Genomic DNA, 26,323 nt, shown 5'->3' with positions numbered 1-26,323 from the left:
TCATTCCGGCAGGCCCGCGCAGACAAGAGAGAGGGAAGCATGGCATCGCCCGAATATGACAGGCTCATCGCGCAATTGCGCGCCACGGATCTGACCGCGATCTCTCCCATCGAAGAGAGCCGCACGAAGTGGGAAGCTTTTGCCGGAACTTTCAGCATCTCCGATGATGTATGCTTCGAGCCGGTAGATGCCCGTGGCGTCGAGTCCGAATGGATCACGACGCCCGAAACCGACCCCAATCGGGTCGTGATCTACCTTCACGGCGGCGGCTATAATATCGGCACCATCAAATCCTATCGCAGCCTCGGTTCACGCCTCGCCCGCGCCAGCAAGGCTCGCCTGCTGCTCGTGGGATATCGTCTGGCGCCGGAACACCCCTGCCCCGCCGCGGTGGAAGATGCCGTCACCGCCTATCGCTGGCTCCTGGAGGATCAGGGCATTGCGCCATCGAGCATCGTGATCGGCGGCGATTCCGCTGGCGGTGGCCTTGTCATCTCGATGGCTGCGGTAAGCCGCGATGCCGGGCTACCGATGCCGGCGGCGCTCTTCGCCATTTCGCCGTCGACCGATCTTGCCAAGGAAGGCAAGTCCGTCACTGAACGCGCGCATCTCGACCCCATCATCAGCTACGAGAGCAGTATGGGGCACGCCATGCGCTATGTTGGTCCGGGCGGAGACCTTAAAAATCCGCTGGCATCGCCGCTCTATGCCGATCTGCGCGGCTTGCCGCCGCTCCTAATGCTGGCCGGCACCTATGACACCCTGTTCGACGACGCCACGCGGGTCGCGGACAAGGCAAAGGCGGCCGGCGTGGAAGTGGAACTCGACGTTTGGGAAGAGATGGTCCATTCTTGGCCTCTCTTCGCGGACCTCATTCCGGAGGGCCGGGCCGCGATCGAAAAAATCGGCGGTTACGTCCAGCGCGTCGTGCCCTGAAGGAGATTTAAATGACTGACCGCGACACTGCCCCGAAACATCCCGGCGGCATGGCGCCATCACCCGACCTGACCGTCGGGATGATCGGCCTGGGAGACATGGGCGCAGCCATCGCCAGCGCCATCCTTGGCAAGGGCTTTCCCATGGTGGTTTACGATCTGCGGCCCGAGGCGGTGGATGCACTTGTCGCCAAGGGCGCCCGGGGCGCCGCCTCGGTCGAGGCGCTGGCCGCGGACTGCGACACGGCGATACTGGTCGTGGTCGACGATGCCCAGGTGCGTCAGGTGGTCGGTCAACTGCTGGCCCGCCCCGGCAGTCTGAAGTCGATCATCGTCAGCGCCACCGTGCTGCCGGGGACCGTCAGCGATCTTGCCGAGGAGGCGGCAAAGCAAGGCATCGCGCTGCTCGACGCTCCGGTTACGGGCGGTGCAGAAAAGGCGTCGCGCGGCATCATCACCATCCTTGTCGGCGCGTCGGCGGAAGCGATGGCGCAATGCCGGCCCGTATTCGAAGCCTTCGGCGCGAACATCTTCCACCTTGGCCCTCCGGGCGCGGGAAGCGCAGCCAAACTGGTCAACAACCTGCTCAGCATCGGCGGCAATATATTGTTGCTGGAGGCCATGGACCTCGCCCGGGCCTATGGCATCACCGAGGATGCCGTGACGGAGTTTGTCAGCACCGGCGCCGGGGATTCCCGTGGCCTGCGGACCTGGGGGCGTCTGGATCGCGCACGGCGCAGCCACACGCTGGCCGGCACGCCAGAAATCTACGAGATTTTTGCGAAGGATGTCCGAGTGGCTGCCAAAGCCGCCGGAGCCAGGGGCGTGACGCTGCCCGTTGCGGCCGGCATCGGCATGATGATCGGACAGAAATTCCGCGAACGCGACAAATTTCTGGCGGACAATGACATGCTGGGCCCGATCCCCACCTGTCGGATTTGCGGGCAGGAACTCGCCGCGCCATTTCGGGCGGCAGGCACCCACCCCGAATGCACGTCCCTGACGCCCGATCAGGCATGCGGGTAAGCGTCCATATTCATCCCGTTGAGAAAGTAGCAGAGCGGCTCAGTATCTGATCGCAGCAGAGCCTGAGCCGCTCTGTCGTCGCGCAATCGTCAAAACAGCTTCGTGCTTAGCGTGACGCCATAGGTGCGCGGCGGCCCGGGAATGCGAAACACCCCGACCGCACTCTCGAACACCTGGGTCGAATAATTTCTGTCGAAGAGATTATCGGCCCACAGCCGGACGCCCAGCCGCCTGTCGCCCGAGGTCCAGCCCAGACCCGCGCTCACCAGAGTGTAGGACGGGTTCACGAAGAGGTTGGACGGACCAACGAACTGATCGTCGGCATAGCGGGCCGTGCCGTCGAACCGGAGATCGCCTCCGCCAAGCGGCGCAGTGTAACCGAAGCCGAAGGATGCGGACGTCTTGGGCGCGTAAGGCAGACTGTGGCCATCGGCATTCTGATTGTTGAGCGTCACCGCGCCCCCACCCGGAGCCTTGACCGGAATGAAGAAGGTCGCGTTGGAGAAGGAGTCGAACCGGGAATGCAGATATTCGAAGGCGCTATTAAGCTCCAGCCGCCCGCTGACCTTGACGCCCATATCGAGATCGAAGCCCGATATGGTGGCGCGGGCCGCGTTGGTGATCGCTGATCCGCCCGCCGTCAGGACGCTATATTGAATGTCCCTGAACTTATACAGGAATGCGGCCGGATTTATGCGGACCCGCCCGTTCAGGAACGACATTTTGAGGCCGCCTTCATAGGAATCGAGGCTTTCCGGTGAATAGCCTGGCAGTTTTGTGGCCCCGGAAAGGGTGAAACCACCGCTCTTGAGCCCCCGGTTCCAGGACACATAGCCCATGATGCTGCCGGTGAACTGATGGTCGAGGGCAAGGCGCCAAGTCCATCCGTCCGAATCCTGATTGTCCGCCGCGAACGGCAACCGCATTGGATTGGGATCGCGCCCGACCAGCGTGTAGAGCCCCTCTGGCAGCTTCGCCTCTTCGCGCGTATAACGCAGCCCGGCGGTGATCTTGCTGTGGGGCGCGAACGCATAGGTCAGTTGCCAAAAGCCCGCGATCGATTCCGACCGCTGCTTGCGGAAATAGCGCAACTGCCCCGCAGCGCCGGTGAACGAACCGGTCAGGTCCAGCGGCAGGATTGTCGCCAGCGCATTGTAATAATAGGCGCCGACGACCCAACTGAGCGGTGTGCTGCCCTGCGATGCCAGTTGTATTTCCTGCGAGACGTTGCGGTAGCGCAGGGTCTGAACCGCCGTCACGATGTTGAGCGGCGTTGCGTCCTGGTCGAAATGCGCGAGCGGTTGCGCGTCATGATAGGAGGTGATCGACGTCAGCCTGGCAAAGTCCAAGACATTCTGTTCGACCCGCAAATAGCCGAGATAGGAATCGAAGCGGAAGGCATTCTTCGCCTCGGCACGGACGTCAAAGCGTCCATAGGCGCTCCCGTCGACGCCATCGAGGCCCCGTGTCCCCGCGATCGGGATATAGTTGATGCCGCTGTCCTTGATATGCCGATATTGGAAGAAAGCGGTGATGGTACTGTTGTCCGTTGGTTCATAGGCAATCTTGGCGCGGGCCGTGACATCGTCGCGGAAGAAGGTGGCTTCATTGGCGATCCGGTTGAACCCATAGCCACGGCCCTGATCCCTGAAATCAACGGCCAGAGAAACACCCAGATTGGACGCGAGATGAACGTTCCCATAGAATTTGCCGGTCACCGTCCGATAATTGCCATAGCCGATCTCGCCCTCCAGCGACGGGGCGGCAAGCGGATCGCGCGTGACGGCCTGAATGACGCCACCTGTCGTATTGCGTCCGAACAGCGTTCCCTGCGGCCCTCTCAGAACCTCTACCCGCTCCAGATTCGCCAGTGAGAGCGAGCCATATGTGGTGTAGACATAAACGCCATCGATATAGGCCGCGACCGATTGTTCGGAATTGACCGTCGTACTCGACGTGCCGATGCCGCGCAGGAAATATTGCGAGCTGTTGGTCTTGGTGATCGACAGCCCCGGCACCAGATTGGCCAGGAACTGCGTGTCGGAGACGTTGGCGGACCGCAACGCCTGCGTCGAAAGTACATTGACGGCGATCGGAACATCCTGAAGCCGCTCTGCCCGGCGGTTCGCAGTCACGATAATATCCGCGCTGTCGTCGACACTCGCACTGGTCTGCCCATGTGCGACCACTGGGAAAACCGTGCCTGCCGTCGCGAGCAGGACAGATTTCACCCAAATCTTCTTCACGATCACAAACTTCATTCCACGCATCCCCCTGAACCAATTGATTTTGGTACAGGAGGTGCGCAACTCGGCGCGCGAGTTCTAGCTGTCACAAAGGAGAGGCTTGCGCTGGAAGCGCCATCTCCGCCTCGATCAGCCCGGCCAGATGCCGCCGCACACGTACCGAGGCGGCGTCGATCGACAGCAGAACCGGGTCCATCTTCAGCAGGTCGGTAGCGTTCTTCATCCGGCGTTGTATCGCCTCGGCCATGACCTTGTCCTCCAGCACGAAGGCATCATGGAACCACTGGCGGACCCGATCGTCCATGCTCGCGTCATCGAGCCTGAAGCTGCGCGAGTTTGCGTAGAAATAATGGGTCGAAAGTTCAGTCTCCGGGGTCAGCAGATGCGTACCGATCTGTTCAATCCCTTCCGATCGCGGCTCGCCGACACATGTCACGCCAGTCGAATTATGCAGCAATGCAGGAGCCTGCCAGATGAATTCGATCCACATGTCGACCTTCTCAGGATCATCGGGAAGACATCCGGCAAAAAAGCCCGGCGCCTTGCGATCCGGCAACCATTGCCGGGCGTAGACCGTCCCCCCTTCCTGCGTGGTCTTGAGCGTGACGTCCCCGTCATTGTCCAGATATTTGCTGTGCAGGAACCGGGCGTGGCTGGGGTCCATCAGATTGTCTGTGAGGATTTCGTAATGCGCCGCCATCGTCATTCCCCCGGTGACGGTACGGCGACCCGAAGCGGTCAGATAGGCAAGGTCGGGGACCAATTCCGGATCGGCCCGCTCCGCCTCGCCCATCCAGATCCAGACAAGCGAGTGACGCTCGATCACCGGATAGGCCCGGACATTCGCCCGCGACGGCACGACATGATTGCCATGCGGATTGGCCACGCAATGCCCTGCGGCATCGAAACACAGCCCATGATAGCCACACTCGACCGTGTCGCCGATCAGCTTGCCCATATGCAAGGGCGCGAAGCGATGGGGGCAGCTGTCAGCCAGCACCGCGACGCTGCCATCCTGCTTGCGGAACAACAGAACCGGCTCATCAAGCAGGGTGCGCGGAAGAAGCGCCCGCGTCACCTCCTCCGCCCAGGCCGCCACATACCATGCGCCGCGCAGGAACCGTGCCATCGCTATATTCCTCCGTCTATGGTTCCCTGTTTCGCAGAGGCCCCTGCCGCAGCAATCCGTTCATCCGTTCAACGCCAACTCAGCCTGCATCGCCGGCACCCCCGCGCCATCGACGCGAATGTCGCAGCCCGAAATGAAGCTGGCCGCATCACTTGCCAGGAACCGGGCGGCGCCGACGATGTCCATCGGGGTCACCCAACGCCCGGCCTGACATGTGTCGATGAACGCAGCCGCGCGCGGATTGCTCTCTCGCTCGGCGCGCCCCATCGGGGTATTGGCCATGCCCGGCGATATGGTGACGAGCCGGGCACCCCGGCGGATCCAGTGCGGCGCCCTTCGCGCACAAAGTTCGATCACGGCCCATTTGCTGAACATATAGGCGATGGAGGCCCGTTCCATTTCATCCTCAGCCCCACCCAGTTGATCGATATGGGGCGCGATCCGGGCCAACAGGTTGGGGGCGAGTGGATCGAGGATGATCTCACTGATCTCGGGCGTGATCGGCGCGAAATAGGCCGAATTGGAGGAGATCACGATCACCGGACTGCCTGCGGACACAACAGGGTCGAGCGCCCGCAGAAATTTCTCCGTCGCGACAAGATTGACCGTCATGATCCGGTCCCAGCGCGTACCCGCCGCCGGGGACAGCGCCGCCGTATGGACGACCGCGCCAAGCCCCCCGCCCGATGTCGCGGCTTCCACCACCTTGCCGAGCACAGCTTCGTCACCAAGGTCGCCAGCGATCGCGGCGGAGACGGTGTAGCCACCATCGCGCAATTCCCCTGCAAACCCCGCAAGCGGCGCTTCCATGATATCGACCAGCACCAGATCCATGGTCTCACCAAAGGAACGGGCGAGCGCCCGGCCCATGCCGCCGTTGGCACCGGTGATCACCGCCCGCTTGCGTCCGTCTCTCTGGTTCAAATCATCGCTCCTGTAGACCATATCATCATTCTCCGAAGGCCGGCGCTCCGGTCAGACCGGCGGCTGTGGGATCGTCCGGCCCGGACGCCCGTCCACGCCGACCGGCGTCGATCCGGGCAGGGTCGCGCGCTTGACGACGCGCAACTGCGAACCGAAGTCGACTATGGCGCGATGCTGCGTCGCCCGATTGTCCCATAGCGCCACGTCGCCCACGCGCCATCCCCAGCGCACGGTATTTTCCGGCCGGGTGATATGATCCTGCAGAACGGCCGCGATATGGCGCGAATCCGAACCGTTGAAGCCCGCGAACCGTTGCAGATAGGCGCCAAGGATCAACGCCCGCTCGCCGGTTTCCGGATGAACCCGGACCACGGGATGCTCAGCCTCCATGCGGACCGGGCGGACGGTTTGCAACCAATCTTCCTTGTCCTTCGCCTTGCCGGAAGCCTGGGTATAATCGAAGACATTGGTGTGAATGCCCCGCAAGCCATCCGCCAGGGCCTTGAGCGGTGCGGGCAGGTCCGCATAAGCCGTTGCCGTATTGGCCCACATGGTGTCGCCGCCCGCCTCCGGCATGACGATTGCACGCAAGGTCGTCACGTCCGGCGGCGATTCCACATAAGTCTGATCGGTGTGCCAAATGTCCGCCGCATAGCCGTCCGACGAATTCAGCTCGATCAGCCGTGCCTCCTCGGCGGCGGCCCCCGGTGCGTCGAAGCCCGCCCGACCCAGACGGGCGACCAGCGCCGCATGTTGCTGATCGTCGAGGTGCTGGTCGCGGAAGAAGATGACCTTATGCCGTGCCAGCGCTGTGCGGATCGCAGCGAGCGTAGCGTCGTCGATCTTCTCTGCGAGCGAGACGCCACGAATGACCGCGCCGATCCGACCCGCAACTGGCTCGATCTCCAGTGGACTCGTCGGGTCCGGCATATTGATATAATTTGAATCGGCCTGCGCCATATCGGATTTGTTCATGGATACCTCCATTAATTTCTTCTCTATCCGCCTGATCAGTACTTATAGCTCAGCGTGACGCCATAAGTGGCAGGCCTGCCCATGAAGCGCTGAATACCATCGGTATATTTGTTGATGTTGGTCAGATAGAATTCGTTGGTAATGTTCTTGCCCCAGATCATGATCCGGACCTTCCCATCATTCAGTTCAACACCGGCCTGCCCATCAAGGAGCGTCACGGACGGCATCAGGAAGTCAGGCTCGCTGCCGATCGACGATGTGCTGCTGGACCGATATGTCACCTGCCCCCCGATGAAGGCTGAGGCAGAACCGCTTAGCGGGAACTTGTAGTTGAAATTGCCGCCGACATTCCACTTGGACGTGTAGGGGATCGGATTGCCGTTCCAGTTGCCGGGTAAGCCAAGCTGGCTGATGATGCCATTGGCATCGTCCAGCCTGGTGTCCAGATAAGTCACCGCGCCACCCACCGAAAGCCCGGACACTGGACGCGCATTCACCTCCAGTTCGACGCCCCGAATCGACGATTTTGGAATGTTCACCAGGGCGTCGAGCGAACCGAAGAGCGGATCGATCAACTTCGACTTCACCTGCTTGTCGCGATAGTCGCTGTAGAAGCCCGACAGGTTGACCGATGCCTTGTGATCGAACAGCTGGGCCTTGATACCGCCTTCGACGTTCAATACCGCTTCCTGGGTGGCTGGACGGAAAGCGAGGTCAGCCGATCCTGCAAGCGCTGGGAAGCTACCCGCCTTGTACCCCTTGGCCACGTTGAAATAGGCAAGGATATTGTCATTGGGCTTCCAGTCGATGCCCACGCGCCAGGACACATTATTCTCGTTCAGCGTGCCGTGGAATTCATGGAGCGTACGGTCGGGCGCGAAGATGAGGCAGGTGCCGGCGGGATAGGGCGTGGTCACGCTATGGAAAACCTGCACCGCCAGGATGTTGAAATATGTCAGGATGTTGTTCGGTCCCGGTCCCCGCGTGAAGCCCAGGTTGCAATTGTCCGACTTGCGGTCTGCCTGCGTATAGCGGGCGCCGGCCTTCAGCGTGAACTGACCGAAACTATATTCGGCCGCACCGAACACTGCGTAGTTCTTCATCTTCTGATCATTGGTGAAGGTATTGCCGGCAAAGCCGAGACCGGCGAATTTAAGCGTGTAGTTCGAAGTGGAATCCTTCTGTGCGCCACCGCTGATTTCGTGCGTGACATCATGGCTGAAATTGCCGCCCACGGTCCAACGGAACACCGGATCGGAATTATTGGCGAGCCGAAGTTCGGTCGAGAAGCTGTGGACATATCCATCGTTCTGCGGGATATCGAGGCGCTGCTGCGGCAGACCGTCACCTTCCGGCGCTTGGTTCAGCTTGTAATCGATATAGGATGTCAGCGAGGTCAGCGTAATGACATCCGTCACATCATAGTCGATACGCGCTGCCGCCTGAAGCAGTCGGTTATTGGCCTTGGGAGGAGTGCTTGGCGTCCAGTCTGCCAGACGGGGATTATCGACAGTATTGGGCACGAAGGGCACGAAACCGCTATTGGCTGGGACCGGGAAATTCGGAATGAACTTCTGGAATTGCGCGGCCGGCGGTTCGGTGCGATCACGCCAGGCGTTGAGATTGGTTTGGACTCGCAGCCGGTCGGTCGGGCGCCAATCCAGCAGGAAACGCGCAGCGAAAGTCTCGGGTGCGCCGTTGCGGTCGCCTGGGCGGCTGATGCTCTTCTGCCAGCCGTCGCCACTCGTTGCCTTTACCGCGACGCGCGCGAGCAAAGTGTCCGTGACCGGACCGCTGACATAGGCATCGGCGGTGAAAGTGTTGAAACGGGCATAGTCCAGGCTGACGCCCGCAGAAAAATCCTGCGTCGGTTTGGCTGCGATATAGTTGATCGCGCCACCCGTCGCATTATTGCCGAACAGCGTGCCCTGCGGCCCCTTCAGCACCTCGACGCGCTCGACATCGAACAACGTCAGGGTGGTCAGCAACGGAAAGGACAAGGGCGTTTCATCGAGATAGACGCTGACGCTGGGATAGGCAGCAAGCGTCGTGTCGTAAAAGCCGATGCCGCGAAGCGTATAGACCGGCGTGTTGCTGGCAGTCTGCGTATAGGTCAGGCCCGGCACCGATGCCGCAAGATCCTCCAGCGAGGTAACCTTCTGCTGCTCAAGTTGCGCCCCGCCCAGCGCCGTGATCGTCAGGCCGACCTTGCTCAGGCTTTCCGCGCGTTTGTTGGCCGTTACAATGATTTCAGCATAATCCGGCTGATCGGTCTTCGCCACCTCGTCCGCTGCATGTGCCGCCAAAGGACTGACAGCCATCACAGTCAAGGCGACAACACCTACCGAAGCAAGACAATGATTTCTAAAATTGAAATACATAACCCCCTCCAAAATCATTTTTATTTATTCATTTTATATTTATGATATTTGATATAGAATTTTATTAAAAATAGTTACCTATCCATTTTGAGAGGAAATGGAATTATGACACTTCATTCTTCAACCAGGCAATTTTGATTTAGCGGCGCATGACATCATTGGACGCAGGCAACTACCAGCCTGAACCCGATGCACAAGAATATCGTGGACGCCTTTTCCTCAGCCCCTTCTCCCGGCCTCTTTCCGTTGCCTCCGAACCTTCAGCAGATCGGCCAGATCGTTGCGATCGGGTCAAAGGCCACCAAGGTCGCGACAGATATGTATCTTTGCGACCGATGGCGACCGCAGTTGCACATCATTATGAAGTGATTTTATCTTGGTACTAGATGATCATTTATTCTGGTATAAAATCTACATGGCCCAGGACATTGAACGACAGCGGCATTTATTGGGGGCATTTTTGCGCGCTCAGCGCGAGCGCCTGCCCAGCCCGCCGGGAGCCAGCACCAGACGCCGCACGCCCGGCCTGAGACGCGAGGAACTGGCCGACAAGGCTGGACTCAGCGCGACCTGGCTCACCTGGCTGGAACAGGGGCGGGAGGTGAATGCGTCGGTTGCAACGCTCGCGCGATTGGCGGATGCGCTAAAACTATCGCCAGCGGAACGAGGCTCCTTGTTCGATCTCGCCGGCAAGCGCGACCCGAAAGGTCCGGCGCCCGTGGCCACCGATCTACCCTCTGAACTGCTGGCACTTCCATCCAGCTTCATCGAGCCGGCCTATCTGCTCGATTCGGTCTGGACCCTGCGCGCATGGAACAAGCCTGCCTCAGAGATTTTCGGCAACCGGCTGGAGGAAGCGGACGATCTCAACCTCCTCGCCTGGGCCTTGCTGTCGCCGGTCGCCCGGTCGCTCAGCAATGAGTGGGAAGAACGGGCATCCCGGCTGGTGGCGGAATTTCGTGCCGACTTCAACCGTCGCCCGGGCGACCCCGCCCTGCGGGCGCTGGTCGACCAGCTCAGCGAGCAAAGCCCTCTCTTTGTCCAACTCTGGCATTCCCAGGACGTGCGCCGCCGCGAAGCTGCGGCACGACTCTATTTCCATCCCGTCCGCGGCCCGGTGCGGTATCGCCAGATAACCCTGCTGGTCGCCGAGTGGCCGGAAGTGAAGCTGGTCTGCCTCATGCCTCTTGCTCAACAGGAGAAATAGGGAAAGCATCAATGCCAAGGGACAAGTCCCCTCGCGATTTGGAGGGGGTAGGGTTGCTATCGATCGCCATATGGTTCCCGCAAGGACGGATTGACTGACCAGTGGTCGATGCCGGATATCGCCTCGTGGCGATTGAACGGGGCTCGCCATGGAGTTCCAGAAGAGGTGGAAAACATTCGCATGGATAAATTCTTGGACGGGAAGGTAGCTATTGTCACAGGTGCCGGGCGGGGCATCGGCCGTGCCGAAGCGGTTGCGCTGGCCGAAGCAGGCGCCAGTGTCATAGTGAACGATCCCGGCGTCGATCTTGAGGGCCTGGGCGGGTCCCATGAGCCTGCGGACGAAGTCGTGCAGGAAATCGTCCGGCAAGGGGGCAAAGCCGTCGCGAATTACGAGTCGGTGGCGGATTTCGACGGAGCCGGACGGATCGTCCAGCAGGCGATCGACACCTACGGGCGGATCGACATATTGGTGAACAATGCCGGCATCATCGGGCCGGACCTGTTGGAAGAACATGGCCCGGAGGAATATGAACGGGTCATCGGCATCCACCTTACGGGCACCTTCAACATGTGCCGTCACGCCGTGCCCCATATGAAAGCGCAGCGTTACGGCCGCATCATCAACACGGTGTCGAACGCCTGGAACCTGCCAACCGGCCTGTCCGCCTATGCGGCCGCCAAGGGCGGCACCGTCAGCCTGACCTGGGCCCTGGCCATCGAACTGCAATCGTTCGGGATCACCGTCAACGCCATCGCCCCCTTCGGCGCGTCTCGCGGGCATGGGCCGGGAATGGCGCGCGAGCAGAAGAAAGCCGAAGCGGGCCTCATGAGCGGCGACCGCCTCAACAAGACCGCTGGACGCCTTGTGGATCCGGCCTATTCGACGCCGACCTTGCTGTTTCTGCTGACGCCGGAAGCCGACGAGATCAACGGATGCATCCTGCGGAACGGCGCCGGGAAGATCTCCCGCTTTTCGCACCCGGAAGAAACCTCGGTCCTGTGGCGCGACCATGAAAAAGATGGTCCGTGGACTGTGGATGAACTGAGGAAATTGCTGCCGAACACCCTGTTTGCCAATAGCAAGAAAGCTCCGCATCTGTAGAGTGTTCGATAAGGTGATCACCCCAATTTCCTAACGAACTTCACCAATGAACCATAACCGGAGAGGGTAAATTCAGATGACAGCCAAAAAACATCTGGTCGTCGGCGGCGCTGGCGGTGTCGGATCCGCCCTCATTGAGCTGCTGGTGAAGCGCGGCCATGAGGTCGTCACGACCGTGCTGAATGCCAAGGAAGCATCCACGATCGAGCAGCGATTTGAGGGCAAGGTCCAACATCATCTTGTGGATCTGTCCGATGCAGACGCCGCGCTCGTCAAATTCAAGACCATTGTTTCCGCTCTGGATTCGCTGGATGCGGTGACGATCTGCGCGGCTATTGCCCCCAACGGCCCTGCGGAATTTACGGCGCTGTCGACCTTCCGCCGTTCCTATGAAATCAACTGCGTCGCCAACATGGCCGTTTATCAAGCCGCGATGCCGGCCCTTCGCCAGAGCAAGGGCCGGATTGTCGTCCTCGGATCAATGGCCGGACGCGTGGCCTTCACCTTCATGTCGGCCTATGTCGCGTCGAAATTCGCGCTGGAAGGGCTGTGCGACGTCATGCGACGCGAGGCCGAACCGCAAGGCGTCAAGATCAGCCTGGTCGAACCGGGCGGTATCCGCACCAATCTGGTCTACCAGCAGCTCAGCGACATCCGACATGCCATCGCAACGATTGGTGAAGAGGAAAAGCGCCTCTACGGCCAACTTTACGAAGGTTATTTGCGGGTCAGCGAGGCCAGCATGGACGGCAACTCCTCGACGGCGGAACAGGTTGCGGAGATCGTACTCGAAGCGCTGGAGACCGAGCATCCTCAGACGCGCTACATTGCCGGACAGGATGCAAAGGACTTCCTGAGTGCCTTTGGAACAATGCCGGACAGGGAAATCGACGCCGTATTCAATCGCATGTATTACGGCGAACCGGAACTGCTGGTCCGATAAAGGGACTTATCACGATATATTGCCGATCCATGCGCCTCAACCAGGGCATGGATGCCATCCCTTTGAGGAGCCATTATCATGGATATTGGTGAAGCCCTGATCCGTGAGGAAATTCGGTACACGATCGGCCGCTATATTTCTGCTGTAGACCGCAGCGCATATCATGAGCTGAGCGACATATTCATGCCCGACGGCGTGATGCACTTCGGCGGCATGCCTCCCCTCAAGGGTCGCGATACGATCATCGCCGCCATGACGGCGGGTGCGGAGCGGCGGAAAGCGCAGCAGCCCGGCAATTTCAGCCGCCATGTGCTCGGGCAGTCGATCATCAATGTCGTGAGCGATACGACCGCCCGTTCGATCCACTATATTATGGTGATATCGGAAATCGGCCTTGATCATTCCGGTCTATATATTGACGACTTCGTGAAATCGGGGGATCGCTGGCTAATCGCGCACCGTTCAGGGAATCTGGAATGGGCGCATCCCAATTCGCGCTACGCGGCACCGTCAAATCCCAGCAACCCCCAACCAGGTCCGACACCCCGGCCGGATCTGAATCTAGGCTTCATGGTTTGACGCCCGTTTCCACCACGATCTTGCCGACATGGTTCATTGCATCCATGGATTTGGCAGCCTCGACGATCTGATCGAGCTTGTAACGCTCTGCGATCAGCGGCCTCAGCAAGCCGTTGGCAACGCCCTCCTGAATGAACGCAACGCCACGGCGCAGACGGTCCGGCTTGTCCTCCAGATACAGGCCCAGCCCCCGAATGGCGATATTCCTGCCGATCAACGCCCGCACCGGCAACTCGGCCGGACTGGCGTCCAGTGAACCATAGATGATAATGGTGCCATAAGGGGCGGTCATTTCGGCAAGCGTCGAAACCGTCGGACCGCCAACCGGATCGAAAACAAGCGAAACCCCGCGCCCGTCGGTAATCTGCCGAACACGGTCCCCCAGATTCTCCTCATCGGTTACGATGATGTCAGCCGGGCCGGAGCGGGCTATCGCAGCCGCCTTCTCCCGCCGCCGCGTCACCGCTATGGCGTGTGCGCCCAGCAAGCGGACAATCTGGATCGCCGCCGGACCAAGACTGCTCGATGCGGCGGTGATCAGTACGAAATCACCTCGTTGCACGGGTGCCAGATCGACCAGTCCGGCATAGGCGGTCATATAGCCCGACCACAGGGCGGCGCATTCCACCCTATCGAGGCCAGCAGGGCTTTTGACCGCAAAACGGGCAGGAACCGTCATCGCCTCGCCATAAGCGCCGCAAACGTTCGTTTGCATGCGCGGCAGCGTTGCGACAGAGTCCCCGACCGCAAATTCGGTGACGCCCGGCCCCACGCTTTCGACAATGCCGGCCGCCTCGTAGCCGATCCGCGACGGCAGTACCGGCTTGAGCTGAAGTCGCCCTTCCCGAAACAAGGCTTCCGATCGATTGAGCCCGAAGGCGCTGATCAGGATGCGGATTTCACCCGGCCCCGGATTTGGTACATCCACCGTTGCCAGCTTGAGGACTTCCGGTCCACCAAGCTCATGCAGAACGGCCGCTTTGACCCTCATCGCTCTCTCACCGTTTCATTGAACGAGCACAAGCTTGCATTGCGCACTGGCGCCCCTCGCCCCTTGTGCGGCAGGACTGCCGGACGACCGGCGCGTCAGCAGTCCTGCATGATCGAATGGCGTTCAGTTCGTCTCCATTCCCTCCAGATTTCCGGCAGCCCGCCAATTTGCGAGCATTTCGTAGAAAGCCATCGCGCCAGGGCCGTAGCGGGCGCCCGAGAACAAGTCTTCACCCTTTTCGACCTTGCCTTCATTATTATAATAGCCCGGCGTACAGGACGCGTAGAACTCCACCAGTTCCTTGTCCTGCGGTGATGTGCGAATGAAGTTCGTATAGTCGTCGACCGCTTCGAGACTGGGTTCGATTGCCGCAATTTTGCGCCTTTTCGCCTCAGCGACGACATAGCTGACATGGATCGACTGTTCGTCCAGAAGATGGACGGCATTCAACGCCATGACGGAGTGCTGGTTTCCGCCAATGATGAAGCAGTTCGGAAACTCGTCGGTCATCAGGCCGTGAAGTGATCTGACACCTTTCCTCCAATGCTCACTGAGCGGCTTTCCGTCACGACCATAGAGATCGAAGCCCGTCACACGCGTATATTGAACCCCAGCCTCGAAGCCCGTGGCAAACCTCATGAATCCCCTCATTCAAATGATTCCGAAAGTCCGTTTGAGGAGCTGATGGTGGCGGATAAGGTTCTCGAACTGTAGGATGAGAGGGCGTAGTCTTTCCTCGGGCATGTTGGGGATGAGTTGATAGTACATCACGCCCTGCCGGAAGAGTGAATGCACGCGTCGCGATGTCGTGCTGGTGCGCAGATGGCGGTCGTAGCCGATGGCCTCGCCGGCGGCGCCGAGCACGGTCAGGAGGACAATGGCGAGAGCGGCGATCAGCCACAGCCTGTCGCGCCGGGCGGGCGTGGAGACGCGGGTTGCCGACATGCCCATCCCGAACCGCCAGTCCTTGGCATCGCGAAACGAGCATTCGATGCCCCAGCGCCGCGAGTAAAGATCAATGAGGGTCTTGGCCGTCACCGTGGTCAAGCTGGTCGCGAGGCACCACGGCTCTTTCATATCCTTGGCCTGGACGCACACGACCGCCCCGACGGGGCAACCCTGCGCCGTGACCGTGGCCTCGCGCAACAGCCTGGCACGTCCCGATGGGCCGAGCCACTCCTTTGCCGGACGGCACTCACCGGCGGCCGTCACCTTGATGTTGCCACGAAAGCGGATGACATAGTCGAAGTGCAACTCGTCCTTGAGGACGCCGTAGAGCTTGGTGTCGCCAAAGCCGCGATCGGCGACGAGCAGCACCTTCACTTCTGTCGGCAAGAGCTCGGCAAGCCGGGTGACGATCCAATATTCATAGTGATTGCGCCGCTCTTTCAGCTCCGCCTTGCGTACCGTCAACCACAGTAGCGGCGTTGCCCGGCCATGCTCGGTAAGCAGCGACAGCATCAGGGTCGAGTGCCCGTCGGCATCGAAGTCGGTCCAGTCCATGGCGACGGCGATCTCGGTGCGGCTACCCAGGCAATAGCCGGCCCAGTCGGCCATCAGCGCGTCGACATCGATCCCGTCATTCGACAGCATCCGGTCGACCTGCTTGATCGCGTGACGCGACAGCCCTCCCTGGGCCAGTGCGAGACCGTGGCCAATCGCGCTCACCGCCAGCGACGACGCCTGCAACGTGCCCACCGTCGCCTTCGCCAGCGATGTCACCCGCTTCGCGTGCAGGTCCGCGCCAAAAAGTTCGTCGACAAAGGAATGCACCGCCTCAGAAGAAAACTTCGCCTTGCCGCTCATCTCAATCTGATCCCCCTTCGACACGGAGATGCTGAATCATCTTTCCTGCCCTACGTCATCTCAAAAATGAGGGGATGCCTGAGGTGGCAAACACCACGCAATCGACATCATAATGATCGCCGTTCACCTGGACGCCATCCTTGGTGAAACCTTCGATTCCCTGGCCGTTGGTGTCGACCAGATGCACATTGGGCCGATTGAAGCTTTGCAGATATTCGTCATGGAAACCCGGCCGCTTACAGAACCAGCGGTAATAGGGCTTCAGCTTCTCGGCGACCGCGCTATCGCCGACCTCGTTCTCCACGCGCTCACGCAGTTCCTTCATGAGGCGAAGGTCCGCAACCTCTGCCAGAATGCCCTTTTCTTCCTTGGTGAGCGCGCGGCCGAGCGCGGCGCTTACTTCCACGTCGCCAATATCCCCCAGACCGTGGAAAGCCGCCGTCCAACCATCGCGGATCTCGTCCTGGTCCTTCGGAATCATGCCGACCGACCGTTTCTGGAAATTCTCGCGACGCGCCTTCTGCCAGCCAACCTTGTTCATGTCGATCCAGTCGGGCGCGGTTTCCTGTTGGGCGCGCACTCCGACGGTGGACGGCGTGCGCTGGAACACGAACAGTTCCTTCGCCCATTTCGCCACTTCCGGCACCACCTGAAGCGCGGTCGCGCCGGTTCCGACCACGGCAACACGCTTATCGCCCAGCCCAACCAGCCCACCATCGGAGTCACCGCCGGTATAGCCATAGTCCCATCGGCTGGAGTGGAAGGTATGCCCTTCGAACGTGTCGATGCCGGGAATATTCGGCAGCTTGGGCAAGCTCTGCCGCCCACATGCCAGAACGACGAAGTCCGCCGTCATGCGATCGCCACGGTTGGTTTCAACCAACCAGCGCTTTTCCTTTTCCTGCCAGCGCATGGCCGTGATCGCCGTCTGGAAACAGGCCTTTTCGTACAACCCATAATGCCGTCCGATACGCTGGCTATGTTCCAGCATCTCCGGCGCGTAGGCGTATCGATGCTTTGGCGCATAGTGCAGTTCCTCCAGCAGGGGGAGATAGATATGCGCTTCAATATCGCACATCGCGCCGGGATAACGGTTCCAGTACCAGGTGCCGCCGAAATCCCCGCCCTCTTCGATGATCCTGATGGTCTCGCATCCGGCCTCACGGAGTCGAGCGCCGGCCGACAGACCCCCAAAGCCACCACCGGCGATGATAACATCGCAATGGTCATTCAACGGGGGACGGGAAAATTCGGGATCGGACCAGGGGTCCTTGCCGAAGTTGGCGAATTTGCCATCTATCGTGGGAACATATTGCGCGCCGGCATCAGTGCGGACGCGCTTGTCCCTCTCCAACGCATATTTGCTCTTTGCCTCGTTCAGCTCGGCCCGCGTTATCTCGCAACCGAGCTCATGCAGAACATCCCAGATATCATTTGCAACGACTTGATCCACAGCGACTTACTCCTTGCACTGCCGTCCCGAGTTTCGAGAGACCACGTCAGATCGGAACCCCATCTGTCCGCGAGCCATTTCAGCCGACCGTCGCACAAGCCCCTGTCGCACATAGGCGATCGAGGACGTTCATCAGGCGCTCTCTCCATTCTTGAGGATAATTTTTGCGAATCTTGTCGATTCTGTCAACAAGAATGAATTTGAATTTTCATATTATGAATATCAATCGTCTTATTGCGCATTTCCATCGCCACATAATCGCAGCCGCCGCAGACCCTCCGTGACACCGATGAGCGGCCGCACGATCCCCGCCCACTTCCCGACAAGCATCATCGGGAAAGCATGAGAAGACACTTCACTTGCAGGCCATAACACCGGAAAATTCTCCCTCGATCTGGGTTCGCCAGATTTATAATTGATTTGAGCGACCAACTAAATTATAAAATGCGTGTCGCCGTTGAGAAGGCAGGCAATAGCGCCGCTCACAAAGGCAGCACGACAATGATGCACATTGTCCGGCTGACGCTGGACAATGCGAAGCGGATTGGCCCCGTGATTTTGCAGCGGCACCCCCTGGAAGAGGATCATATATGACGGACGCGGGTATGGTTTCATTGCGTAATCCGGCAATGAACGAGGTCGGGTTGGCCTACAACCGCCCTTTGGATGGACGCAGCGCGCAGGTGCCGCAAGGCACCATCGTGGTTTCGGCGGACAATCACTGGTCGATCGCGGAAGATTTGTGGGAGGGTCGTGTTCCGGCCGCGATGCGCGATCGCGTTCCCAGCGTCTGGTGGGATGAAGAGCGCGGCATCCACAATATGGGCATAAGCGGCAAGCCATCCTTTGTCGGCCCCGCGATCGTTTCCGCCATCAAGAGTATCGAGGATCGTCCCGGCATCTATTCCATGCCCGAACGGCTGGCCGATCTGGATGCCGACGGCATCGCGATGGAGGTGGTGTTTCCGCAGTCACTGTTGATGTATTTCCAGCACCCTGACCTGGAAGCACGCGGATGGATATTCCGCGCCTATAATGAATATATGGCCGAAGTCGGCACCCGCGCGCCGGGCCGCTTCTTCGGCGTCGGCTACCCCAATTTCTGGGACATCTCCAAGGCTGAGGAATCGATCCGGCATATCAAGGATCTGGGCCTCAAGACTTTCCAGATCCCGATCACACCCGGTCTGGACGTAAATGGCAAGACGATCTTCTATGCCAGTGAGGAGATGGACCGCTTCTGGTCGGCTGCGGAAGAGGCTGAACTGCCCGTCTGCTTCCACATCGGCGAAACGCTCAACTTCGAAATTCCCGGCGGCGCACCCTGCGCGACATTCACCAACCTGGCGCCGTTCCGCAAGAATTTCGGTGAGCTGGTGTTCGGCGGCATTCTGGATCGGCACCCCAGGCTCCAGATCGTGTTCGCCGAGGCGGGCGCCGGAATCAACTGGGTTCCGGGCATCCTCCAAGACGCCGAGATGGTCTTCGATTCGTTCGGGCCGATGATGAACCCCAAGCTCAAGCAGCGGCCGACCGACTATTGGGCACAAAATTGCTATGCCACCTTCATGGCAGACAGCCTTGGCCTCAAGCTGGTCGACTATGTCGGAACGGACAAGCTGCTCTGGTCGGCCGACTATCCCCATAATGAAGGCACACTGGGCTATACCGGCGCAGTCATCAGCGAGATTGTCGATAGCGTGTCGGAAGGCGATGCGAAGAAAATGCTGGGCGGCAACGCGATCCGCCTCTTCGATCTCGCTTAACCGCCACGTTTCAGACGGACATACCAGAGTCGGTTCAGTCCTGCAGGGAGGAAGGCTCCGGCGCCTTGCGTACCCATCCCGTTTTGCGGGCACAATCGGGCAAGTTCTGGACAAGGAATAGGAAGACATTGTGACAACGGATTATCCTTTCAAAGTCCATGCGGACGAATTCAGTGGCAAGCGCGTTCTGATCACGGGCGGAACCAAGGGTATGGGCGCGGCCACCGTGCGTCGCTTCGGCCTGTCGGGCGCCAAAGTAGCGACAACCGGGCGGTCAGTCATGCCCAAAGACCTGTCGGCGGACCTGTTCATACAGGCTGACATCGCGACCACCGCCGGCGTAGAGGCCGTTGTCGACCGCATTCTCAGCGAATGGGGCGGGATCGACATATTGGTCAACAATGCCGGCGGAACCAAAACAGAGGCGGTCGGCTTTCAGGGCATAGCCGACGAGGAATGGCACGACATGCTGGACCTCAACCTCATGGCGGCGGTCCGGTTCGACCGCGCGCTGATACCCGGCATGATCGAGCGAGGCTCTGGCGCGGTCATCCATATATCGTCGATCGCACGCCAGATGCCCTTCCCCAAGGCAGAGGTCCCCTATGCCGCCGCGAAGGCCGCGTTGACGACCTACAGCAAGGCGCTCGCCAAGGAAGTCGGACCGCACGGAATCCGCGTCAACGCGCTCTCCCCCGGCTTTATCGAGACGTCCGGTTCAGCGGGCGTGATTGAGGAGATCATGGCACAGACCGGCATGTCCGCCGTCGAGGCGAAGCAGGAAATCATCAACATGCTCGGTAGCCTGCCCCTCGGTCGTCCCGGACGGCCTGAAGAAATTGCGGAGACCATCTGCTTTCTGGCATCCGATCGCGCCGGCTTCATCAGCGGTATTGATTGCCCGGTCGACGGCGGCACGGTGCCCACGATCTGAGGGAAAGAGCGGCAAAGAAAAAGGGCGGCGCACCACATAGCCGCCGCCCTGAAACATCGCGTGAAGGTCAAGCCGATGGCAAAGCCCTCTACGCCCCGCCGGGCAGGAAGCGCCCGCAGTTGATGGCAGCGATGGCACCGCCGTCTGCGAGGATGTCAGCGCCCGTTACAAAGCTCGCCGCGGGACTGAGGAGAAAGTCGACAACATTCGCGATTTCGTCGGCCGTCCCCGATCGGCCAGTTGGGCTGGTCTCGATCAGTCCCTGCACCAATAGCTTGTTTTCGCCGACAAGTTCAGCCCGGCCCATAGGGGTTGCGATACAGCCAGGGCTAATCGAGTTGAGGCGTGCGCCCCGTGCCCCCCATTGCCCGGAAGCGCCGGCCTGCGCCCGTCGCTGGCAAATATGCTTGGCAAAACCATAAGCCGAAGGGCGATCGGAGAAGCGGCTTGCCTGGACAGCTGGCAGATCCCCTAGGGCCGCCGCGGGCGTAGTGGCCAAAGCCAGCATCTCTTCCGCATTCAGGTTGCCGGGAAGGAAATAGCCCGCATTGCTGGAGATAATCACGCCAGCGCCACGTAGCGCGATGATCTCTCCAAAAGCCTCGATCACATGGGCTGCTCCAAGCAGGTTGACCGACAATATGTCTTCGATCGAGGCGTGCACCGGGGCCACACCTGCGGTGCAGACCAATCGCGTCAGCTTGCCCAAGGCGCTTGCTGTGGCCGCAACGGCCGCGACCGATGCTGCGGAGCGGACATCGACCTCAACAGCATGAACTGAATAGCCATCCGCGCGCATCTGCTCGGCCATGTCTTCGAGCGCGGTTTTCTGATAATCGGCAATGACAAGCTCGCCACCGGAGCCCACACGCCGGGCTATCGCCCGGCCCATACCGCCCATGCCAATGACAACGCTTACGTCCTTTTGCATAGTGATTTCCTCTCTTCTGATAGTGAGGCCGTCGCTCAAAGCCCGGCCGAGCAAGCATTACTGAAATACCTGGCGATTTTCGGGAGGCTGGTACTAGAGCGGTTTGCGATTTGATCGAAACAGATCGACCGCTCTATTGCTTTGTTTTGCCGCGATTTCTTAACCGTCAGATGATGCCATCTGACTGGAAATCGCTCTAGCGGAGGAAAGAGCGCCCGCAGTTGATCGCCGCGATGGCACCCCCGTCCGCGAGAATGTCAGCACCCGTTACAAAGCTCGCCGCAGGACTGAGGAGAAAGTCGACCACATTTGCGATTTCGTCGGCCGTCCCAGTCCTCCCCGCGGGGCTGGTGTCAATCAATCCCTGCACCAGCGCCCGATTTTCCCCAATGAGTTCGGCCCGGCCCATCGGAGTTGCGATGGTTCCAGGGCTAATCGAGTTGAGGCGTGCGCCCCGTGCCCCCCATTGCCCGGAAGCGCCGGCCTGCGCCCGTCGCTGGCAAATATGCTTGGCAAAACCATAAGCCGAAGGGCGATCGGAGAAGCGGCTTGCCTGGACAGCTGGCAGATTCCCCAGGGCCGCCGCGGGCGTAGTGGCCAAAGCCAACATCTCCTCTGCATTCAGGTTGCCGGGAAGGAAATAGGCAGCTTTGCTCGAGAAAAGGACACCAGCGCCATGTGGCGCGATGATCTCCCCAAATGCTTCGATCACATGGGCCGCTCCAAGCAGGTTGACCGACAATATGTCTTGGATCGAGGCATGCACCGGAGCCACGCCTGCGGTGCAGACCAATCGCGTCAGCTTGCCCAAGGCGCTTGCTGTGGCCGCAACGGCCGCGACCGATGTTGCGGAGCGGACATCGACCTCAACGGCACGGACCGAATAGCCATCCGCGCGCATCTCCTCCGTCACGCCTTCAAGGGCGGCTTTCTGATAATCGGCAATGACAAGCTCGGTGCCGGAGCCCACGCGCCGGGCTATCGCCCTGCCTATACCGCCCATGCCGATGACAACGCTTACTTCCCTTTGCATAGTGATTTCGCGCTTTTCAGGAGTCATATTCGGCACATCCCTTCCATTATACGAGAGCCGATGATCGGGCTGGTTCTCATGCGCGCAGGCTAAGCCAATCATGCTCCAGCAAGTGGGCACTGCTCAGAGCCTGTTTGCAAATCCGGCTGCAGCCGGATTTGCGGCGCCGAAAATGCGCTTCTGCGCATTTTCCAAACAGCCTCTCACCTCACGGACGGCCGCACCGTCGACCACCTATGCGTAGTCGAAGCCTTTTCAGCATTTGCCGACGCATGACAAAGGATTGAAGTTCCGATTGCCCCGCCCCCGGGCACCTCCCCACTTATCCGGCCATAATGCTGCAATCTGGTAAATCCATGCTTGCGGCCGGGGCCTTGCCAAGGATCATGTCAGCCGCCTTCTCGGCTATCATAATGGTTGGGGCGTTGGTGTTGCCCCCGATGATCTTCGGCATGATGGAAGCATCCACCACGCGAAGCTTCTGAACGCCATGAACGGCAAGTTCAGTATCGACAACAGCGTCTGGCCCCGACCCCATGGCGCAGGTGCCAACCGGATGAAATGCCGTGCCGCTCCTTGAACGGATATAATCTCGAATCTCATCCTCCGTAGCCACCGCTTCACCGGGCAGGATTTCCTCGCCCCGGTACACTTTGAACGGTTCGGAATTGAGCAGCCGACGCGAAAGCTGCACGCCTCTCACCAGCAGGTCCAGATCGCGTTCGTCGGTAAAGAAGCGCGGATCGATGGCAGGGGCGCTCCGGGGTGATCGATCGGTCAGGCGCACTTCGCCCCGCGACCATGGCCGGAGCAGAATCGCCGTCACGGAATAGCCATGCCCATAACCGAACGAGGAACCGGTCCGGGGATTGCCGTGCTTCCCTGGCGCAAAACCCAATTGCAGATCGGTGCGCGCCAATTCTGGCGACGATCGCACGAACGCCGCAGCCTCGACTCCACTGCTGGCGAGCAACCCTCGCCGATGCAGGACATAGCTGGCAAACTCCCAAGCCAGACGCGGTAGCCCCGGCACGGAAATGCCGTAGGGAATCGTGCTTTTCGTTTCGACGTGAAGGGCGACTGCGCAATGATCGTGCAAATTCCTACCCACTCCGGGCAGGGAGTGGACAACATCAATACCAAGACCCTGAAGGTGCGCAGCCTCTCCGATGCCAGAGCGCAACAGGATCTCAGGCGAGCCGATGGCTCCCCCGGCGAGTATCACTTCCCGCTTCGCCGACAGATCCACGCTAGTGCCATCGCGCAGCACGCGCACGCCAGTGGCGATCTTTCCATCAAACACTATCTTGTCGGCCAGGCAATCGGTCAGGACCGTAAGATTGGGACGGTTCAAGGCAGGCTTCAGGAATGCCGTCGCCGTCGACATGCGCTTCCCATTGCGCTGGGTAAACTGCCGCAGGCCAACGCCATCGGGGAGGGGCGCGTTGAAGTCCGGGCAAAGGGGGATCTGATGCTGGCGAGCCGCCTCGATGAAACTGGCCGAGGCGGGGTTATGGCTTCGCAGATCGCTGACAGGGAGAAGTCCGCCTGTTCCGTGAAAAGGCGAGTCGGTCCACACCTCGTTATTCTCTGACCGCAGGAAATATGGCAGGACATCTCGGAAGGCCCAGCCGGCGTTTCCGGCGTCCGCCCAGTCATCATAGTCTCGCGGGTCGCCCCGAAGGTAGACCATGCCGTTGATGGCGCTGGTACCGCCCAATACCTTGCCGCGTGGCACGTAAACACGCCGCCCCCCGGCAAGCGGCTGCGGTAGCGTTGAAAACCGCCAATTAAGGCGCTTGTGGCGCAAAAGCGCCACGATGCCGATTGGTACGTGGATCAACGGGCTGCTATCGCGTGGCCCGGCTTCAATCAAGCACACTCGATTGGCACGATCAGCCGACAGGCGATTGGCCAGGACACATCCCGCGGACCCGGCGCCCACGACGATATAATCGAACTCCACACCATGCTCCAGATCGGCGCGGGCAGGTCCATTCCTGCCATGGGGTACAGACGACATATCGTGTCTCTCTCAATCTTCGCCACTTTCGCCCGAAGTAATCCGTCTGGCCTGTGCCGCGCCCGTTTCGCGGTTGCGTTTCAAGGCTCTGGCAGTCGCAGCGCGCGTGGTCTCAATAGGGGTTCTCGCATGCACCCTAAGCCGCGCCGCGACGCAAGGGGGCTCGCGATAATGACAGGGCACTTATTTGAAATGATCATCTGGAGGCGTGCCCCACCATTGCTGAAGAAGGGAGCTGTCATGGAACCGTTCAATCAGCGGGCTGCACCTTAATCGAGGTACACGGACGTCACCTTGATCTGCGTGTAGCTCAGCAGTTCATCAAGGCTTTGTTCACGGCCCAGGCCCGAAGCCTTGAACCCGCCAGCGGGAATACCAAGGAAGGCGGCGCCAGAACCGTTGATGCCGATCATGCCTGCATCGATCTTGCGCGCCACGCGATGCGCGCGCTTGATGTCGTTCGTGTAGATGATGCCGGTCAGGCCGTAACGGACGCTGTTGGCGATCCGGATGGCTTCCTCTTCATCTCGCCAGCGAATGACCGAGAGTACCGGACCGAATATCTCCTCCTGGGCAACCTCGGAATCCGGTGCAACGTCAACCAGCACCGTAGGTTCGATGAAGAGGCCCGTATCGACCCCTTTGGGTCGCCCTCCGCCGCTGGCGACGCGCGCGCCCGCCTGCTGGGCCCGCTCGATGAAACCAAGGATGCTGTGATACTGACGTTCACTGACGATTGTGCCCTGTCGCGAATGCGGGTCAAGCGGGTTGCCGATGACATGGGTCGACAGACGCTCGGTGATCGTCGCCACCACGATGTCCGCAATGTCCTCATGCACGAGCAACCGGGTTGTAGAACTGCACGACTGGCCAGACCAGGTGACATTCATGTTCCGGATCGCCGCTTCGGCCACCGTTACCGGGTCGGCATCGGGGAAGGCGATGAAGGCGTTCTTTCCACCCAGTTCGAGGCTGATATCCTTGACCCCGCAATCCGCGCCGGCGCGCACGATCTTTCGTCCGATTTCTTCGCTTCCGGTAAAACCAATGCGGTGGACAAGGGGATGGCTGACCAGCGCCTGGGGCACTTCCGGACCATTACCGACCACCACATTCACCACGCCGGACGGAAGGATCTCGTTGACAAGCTCGCCAAGCAGCAGTGCGGACAACGGCGTCAGTTCGGACGGTTTTACAATGACGGTGTTGCCCGCAATCAGCGGCGCGGCAATGTTCTTGGCGGCGAACATGAACGGGTGATTGAACGGCACGATGCGCGCCACGACGCCAAATGGCTGGCGTTCCGTGAAATGCAGATTGTTACTCGCCGGTATCGTCTCACCCTTGGTTTCGAGCGCCAGACCGGCGAAATAGCGCATAAACGCCGCCACCGTCCTGAGTTCGTCAGCCATGTAGACGATCGGAATACCGGCATCGACACTGTCGAGAATGGCGAAGTCGCGAGCGTATGCGACGATTGCCCTCGCCAGTTCTTCCAGCAGCTGAGCACGCGCCATGGGCGGGGTTGCCCGCCAGCCTTCGAAGGCGGCATGGGCGGCGGTTACCGCTGCGGCGACATCCTCCGCGCCGCCATCAGGAACGACCGCGATCTGTTCGCCAGTATAGGGCGATGTCACCGCATAGGTGCGGCCGGACAGCGCCGGCCGGCACTCACCTGCGATGGAAAGCTTCCAGGAACGTTGCAGAAGCTGCCGAGCGCGCTCTTCATTTTCCACCAGTGTCGCATCGTTGATATTCATCTTCTTTCCCTTGTGCAGATGCCGTCCTACAGTGCGCCTCAGCCGAACAGATCGCCGATCCAGTTCCGGAAATCCGACATCTATGGGCCACCTTTGGTATATAGAGCTATCATAACTGAGAGCTAGGCGCTCATCTGAGGCCCGTGGGAACCCAGGATTGAACCAACTCGCGGACAC

Annotated in this window: 21 protein-coding genes; 8 read left to right on the top strand and 13 right to left on the bottom strand. The window is 60.1% G+C overall.

What is annotated here, in order from left to right; translation table 11 throughout:
- Positions 1-39 precede the first annotated feature (39 nt).
- Both HUK73_RS22160 and HUK73_RS22155 read left to right on the top strand, forming a co-directional pair.
- Positions 40-936: an alpha/beta hydrolase gene (locus HUK73_RS22160; protein WP_176593970.1), complete on the top strand. Its 897-nt coding sequence runs from the start codon at positions 40-42 to the stop codon at positions 934-936.
- A gap of 11 nt (positions 937-947) precedes the next feature.
- Complete coding sequence (locus tag HUK73_RS22155) at positions 948-1,961, top strand: NAD(P)-dependent oxidoreductase (RefSeq protein ID WP_176593969.1); 1,014 nt, start codon at positions 948-950, stop codon at positions 1,959-1,961.
- A gap of 89 nt (positions 1,962-2,050) precedes the next feature.
- On the opposite strand, the gene HUK73_RS22150 is transcribed toward HUK73_RS22155, so the two are convergent.
- The 5 genes from HUK73_RS22150 to HUK73_RS22130 all read right to left on the bottom strand — a co-directional run bounded on the left by HUK73_RS22150 (position 2,051) and on the right by HUK73_RS22130 (position 9,556).
- Entirely contained in the window at positions 2,051-4,222 is a 2,172-nt protein-coding gene (locus HUK73_RS22150) for a TonB-dependent receptor (protein WP_176593968.1), read from the bottom strand.
- A 70-nt stretch (positions 4,223-4,292) separates the two neighbouring features.
- Entirely contained in the window at positions 4,293-5,336 is a 1,044-nt protein-coding gene (locus tag HUK73_RS22145) for an aromatic ring-hydroxylating dioxygenase subunit alpha (RefSeq protein ID WP_176593967.1), read from the bottom strand.
- Between the two features lie 60 nt (positions 5,337-5,396).
- Positions 5,397-6,260: an SDR family oxidoreductase gene (locus HUK73_RS22140; protein WP_176593966.1), complete on the bottom strand. Its 864-nt coding sequence runs from the start codon at positions 6,258-6,260 to the stop codon at positions 5,397-5,399.
- 51 nt (positions 6,261-6,311) lie between these two features.
- Complete coding sequence (locus HUK73_RS22135; protein WP_255326496.1) at positions 6,312-7,235, bottom strand: TauD/TfdA family dioxygenase; 924 nt, start codon at positions 7,233-7,235, stop codon at positions 6,312-6,314.
- 35 nt (positions 7,236-7,270) lie between these two features.
- The gene (locus tag HUK73_RS22130; protein ID WP_176594769.1) at positions 7,271-9,556 is read right to left on the bottom strand and encodes a TonB-dependent receptor; all 2,286 of its coding nucleotides are present in this window, start codon (positions 9,554-9,556) and stop codon (positions 7,271-7,273) included.
- 520 nt (positions 9,557-10,076) lie between these two features.
- On the opposite strand from HUK73_RS22130, the gene HUK73_RS22125 reads away from it, so the two are divergent.
- The 4 genes from HUK73_RS22125 (at position 10,077) to HUK73_RS22110 (ending at position 13,449) form a co-directional block, all read left to right on the top strand.
- Positions 10,077-10,823 (top strand): helix-turn-helix domain-containing protein, encoded by a 747-nt coding sequence (locus HUK73_RS22125; protein WP_218036684.1) that lies wholly within the window; start codon positions 10,077-10,079, stop codon positions 10,821-10,823.
- A 180-nt stretch (positions 10,824-11,003) separates the two neighbouring features.
- The gene (locus HUK73_RS22120) at positions 11,004-11,927 is read left to right on the top strand and encodes an SDR family NAD(P)-dependent oxidoreductase (RefSeq protein WP_176593964.1); all 924 of its coding nucleotides are present in this window, start codon (positions 11,004-11,006) and stop codon (positions 11,925-11,927) included.
- Between the two features lie 76 nt (positions 11,928-12,003).
- A complete protein-coding gene (locus tag HUK73_RS22115; protein ID WP_176593963.1) occupies positions 12,004-12,870 on the top strand; it encodes an SDR family NAD(P)-dependent oxidoreductase in 867 nt (288 codons plus the stop codon).
- Positions 12,871-12,948: 78 nt separating this feature from the next.
- On the top strand, positions 12,949-13,449 hold the full coding sequence (locus HUK73_RS22110; RefSeq protein WP_176593962.1) for a nuclear transport factor 2 family protein: 501 nt from the start codon (positions 12,949-12,951) through the stop codon (positions 13,447-13,449).
- Here the strand turns inward: HUK73_RS22110 and HUK73_RS22105 are convergent.
- The 4 genes from HUK73_RS22105 to HUK73_RS22090 all read right to left on the bottom strand — a co-directional run bounded on the left by HUK73_RS22105 (position 13,439) and on the right by HUK73_RS22090 (position 17,699).
- Positions 13,439-14,440, bottom strand: coding sequence for a zinc-dependent alcohol dehydrogenase family protein (locus HUK73_RS22105; protein ID WP_176593961.1), 1,002 nt, complete (start codon positions 14,438-14,440; stop codon positions 13,439-13,441). The genes HUK73_RS22110 and HUK73_RS22105 overlap by 11 nt on opposite strands.
- Before the next feature lie 123 nt (positions 14,441-14,563).
- Positions 14,564-15,079 (bottom strand): hypothetical protein, encoded by a 516-nt coding sequence (locus HUK73_RS22100; RefSeq protein WP_176593960.1) that lies wholly within the window; start codon positions 15,077-15,079, stop codon positions 14,564-14,566.
- Positions 15,080-15,091: 12 nt separating this feature from the next.
- Positions 15,092-16,246 (bottom strand): IS4 family transposase, encoded by a 1,155-nt coding sequence (locus HUK73_RS22095; protein ID WP_176590506.1) that lies wholly within the window; start codon positions 16,244-16,246, stop codon positions 15,092-15,094.
- Between the two features lie 55 nt (positions 16,247-16,301).
- Positions 16,302-17,699, bottom strand: a complete 1,398-nt coding sequence (locus HUK73_RS22090; protein WP_218036683.1) for an NAD(P)/FAD-dependent oxidoreductase — start codon at positions 17,697-17,699, stop codon at positions 16,302-16,304.
- Between the two features lie 590 nt (positions 17,700-18,289).
- Here HUK73_RS22090 and HUK73_RS22085 point away from each other — a divergent pair.
- On the top strand, positions 18,290-19,465 hold the full coding sequence (locus HUK73_RS22085) for an amidohydrolase family protein (protein WP_255326495.1): 1,176 nt from the start codon (positions 18,290-18,292) through the stop codon (positions 19,463-19,465).
- 130 nt (positions 19,466-19,595) lie between these two features.
- Complete coding sequence (locus HUK73_RS22080; RefSeq protein WP_176593959.1) at positions 19,596-20,399, top strand: SDR family oxidoreductase; 804 nt, start codon at positions 19,596-19,598, stop codon at positions 20,397-20,399.
- A gap of 88 nt (positions 20,400-20,487) precedes the next feature.
- On the opposite strand, the gene HUK73_RS22075 is transcribed toward HUK73_RS22080, so the two are convergent.
- From HUK73_RS22075 to HUK73_RS22060, 4 genes are all read right to left on the bottom strand, one after another.
- Positions 20,488-21,369, bottom strand: coding sequence for an SDR family oxidoreductase (locus HUK73_RS22075; RefSeq protein ID WP_218036682.1), 882 nt, complete (start codon positions 21,367-21,369; stop codon positions 20,488-20,490).
- 157 nt (positions 21,370-21,526) lie between these two features.
- Positions 21,527-22,363, bottom strand: coding sequence for an SDR family oxidoreductase (locus tag HUK73_RS22070; RefSeq protein WP_176593958.1), 837 nt, complete (start codon positions 22,361-22,363; stop codon positions 21,527-21,529).
- Between the two features lie 322 nt (positions 22,364-22,685).
- Positions 22,686-24,329, bottom strand: a complete 1,644-nt coding sequence (locus tag HUK73_RS22065; protein WP_218036681.1) for a GMC family oxidoreductase N-terminal domain-containing protein — start codon at positions 24,327-24,329, stop codon at positions 22,686-22,688.
- Between the two features lie 326 nt (positions 24,330-24,655).
- Positions 24,656-26,146 carry an aldehyde dehydrogenase family protein gene (locus tag HUK73_RS22060; RefSeq protein WP_176593956.1) on the bottom strand — a complete coding sequence of 497 codons (1,491 nt, stop codon included), beginning with the start codon at positions 26,144-26,146 and terminating at the stop codon, positions 24,656-24,658.
- Positions 26,147-26,323 lie beyond the last annotated feature (177 nt).

This window comes from Sphingobium sp. EM0848, from assembly GCF_013375555.1.
In the GTDB taxonomy this organism is placed as follows: domain Bacteria; phylum Pseudomonadota; class Alphaproteobacteria; order Sphingomonadales; family Sphingomonadaceae; genus Sphingobium.
This window is presented reverse-complemented; position numbering and strand designations above follow the sequence as displayed.

What these genes read in the sequence shown, in the direction of transcription:
- HUK73_RS22160 (WP_176593970.1), top strand. Translation starts at nt 40, where the DNA reads ATGGCATCGCCCGAATATGACAGGCTCATCGCGCAATTGCGCGCCACG.
- HUK73_RS22155 (WP_176593969.1), top strand. Translation starts at nt 948, where the DNA reads ATGACTGACCGCGACACTGCCCCGAAACATCCCGGCGGCATGGCGCCA.
- HUK73_RS22150 (WP_176593968.1), bottom strand. Translation starts at nt 4,222, where the DNA reads ATGAAGTTTGTGATCGTGAAGAAGATTTGGGTGAAATCTGTCCTGCTC.
- HUK73_RS22145 (WP_176593967.1), bottom strand. Translation starts at nt 5,336, where the DNA reads ATGGCACGGTTCCTGCGCGGCGCATGGTATGTGGCGGCCTGGGCGGAG.
- HUK73_RS22135 (WP_255326496.1), bottom strand. Translation starts at nt 7,235, where the DNA reads ATGAACAAATCCGATATGGCGCAGGCCGATTCAAATTATATCAATATG.
- HUK73_RS22130 (WP_176594769.1), bottom strand. Translation starts at nt 9,556, where the DNA reads ATGGCTGTCAGTCCTTTGGCGGCACATGCAGCGGACGAGGTGGCGAAG.
- HUK73_RS22120 (WP_176593964.1), top strand. Translation starts at nt 11,004, where the DNA reads ATGGATAAATTCTTGGACGGGAAGGTAGCTATTGTCACAGGTGCCGGG.
- HUK73_RS22115 (WP_176593963.1), top strand. Translation starts at nt 12,004, where the DNA reads ATGACAGCCAAAAAACATCTGGTCGTCGGCGGCGCTGGCGGTGTCGGA.
- HUK73_RS22110 (WP_176593962.1), top strand. Translation starts at nt 12,949, where the DNA reads ATGGATATTGGTGAAGCCCTGATCCGTGAGGAAATTCGGTACACGATC.
- HUK73_RS22105 (WP_176593961.1), bottom strand. Translation starts at nt 14,440, where the DNA reads ATGAGGGTCAAAGCGGCCGTTCTGCATGAGCTTGGTGGACCGGAAGTC.
- HUK73_RS22100 (WP_176593960.1), bottom strand. Translation starts at nt 15,079, where the DNA reads ATGAGGTTTGCCACGGGCTTCGAGGCTGGGGTTCAATATACGCGTGTG.
- HUK73_RS22095 (WP_176590506.1), bottom strand. Translation starts at nt 16,246, where the DNA reads ATGAGCGGCAAGGCGAAGTTTTCTTCTGAGGCGGTGCATTCCTTTGTC.
- HUK73_RS22085 (WP_255326495.1), top strand. Translation starts at nt 18,290, where the DNA reads ATGACGGACGCGGGTATGGTTTCATTGCGTAATCCGGCAATGAACGAG.
- HUK73_RS22070 (WP_176593958.1), bottom strand. Translation starts at nt 22,363, where the DNA reads ATGCAAAGGGAAGTAAGCGTTGTCATCGGCATGGGCGGTATAGGCAGG.
- HUK73_RS22060 (WP_176593956.1), bottom strand. Translation starts at nt 26,146, where the DNA reads ATGAATATCAACGATGCGACACTGGTGGAAAATGAAGAGCGCGCTCGG.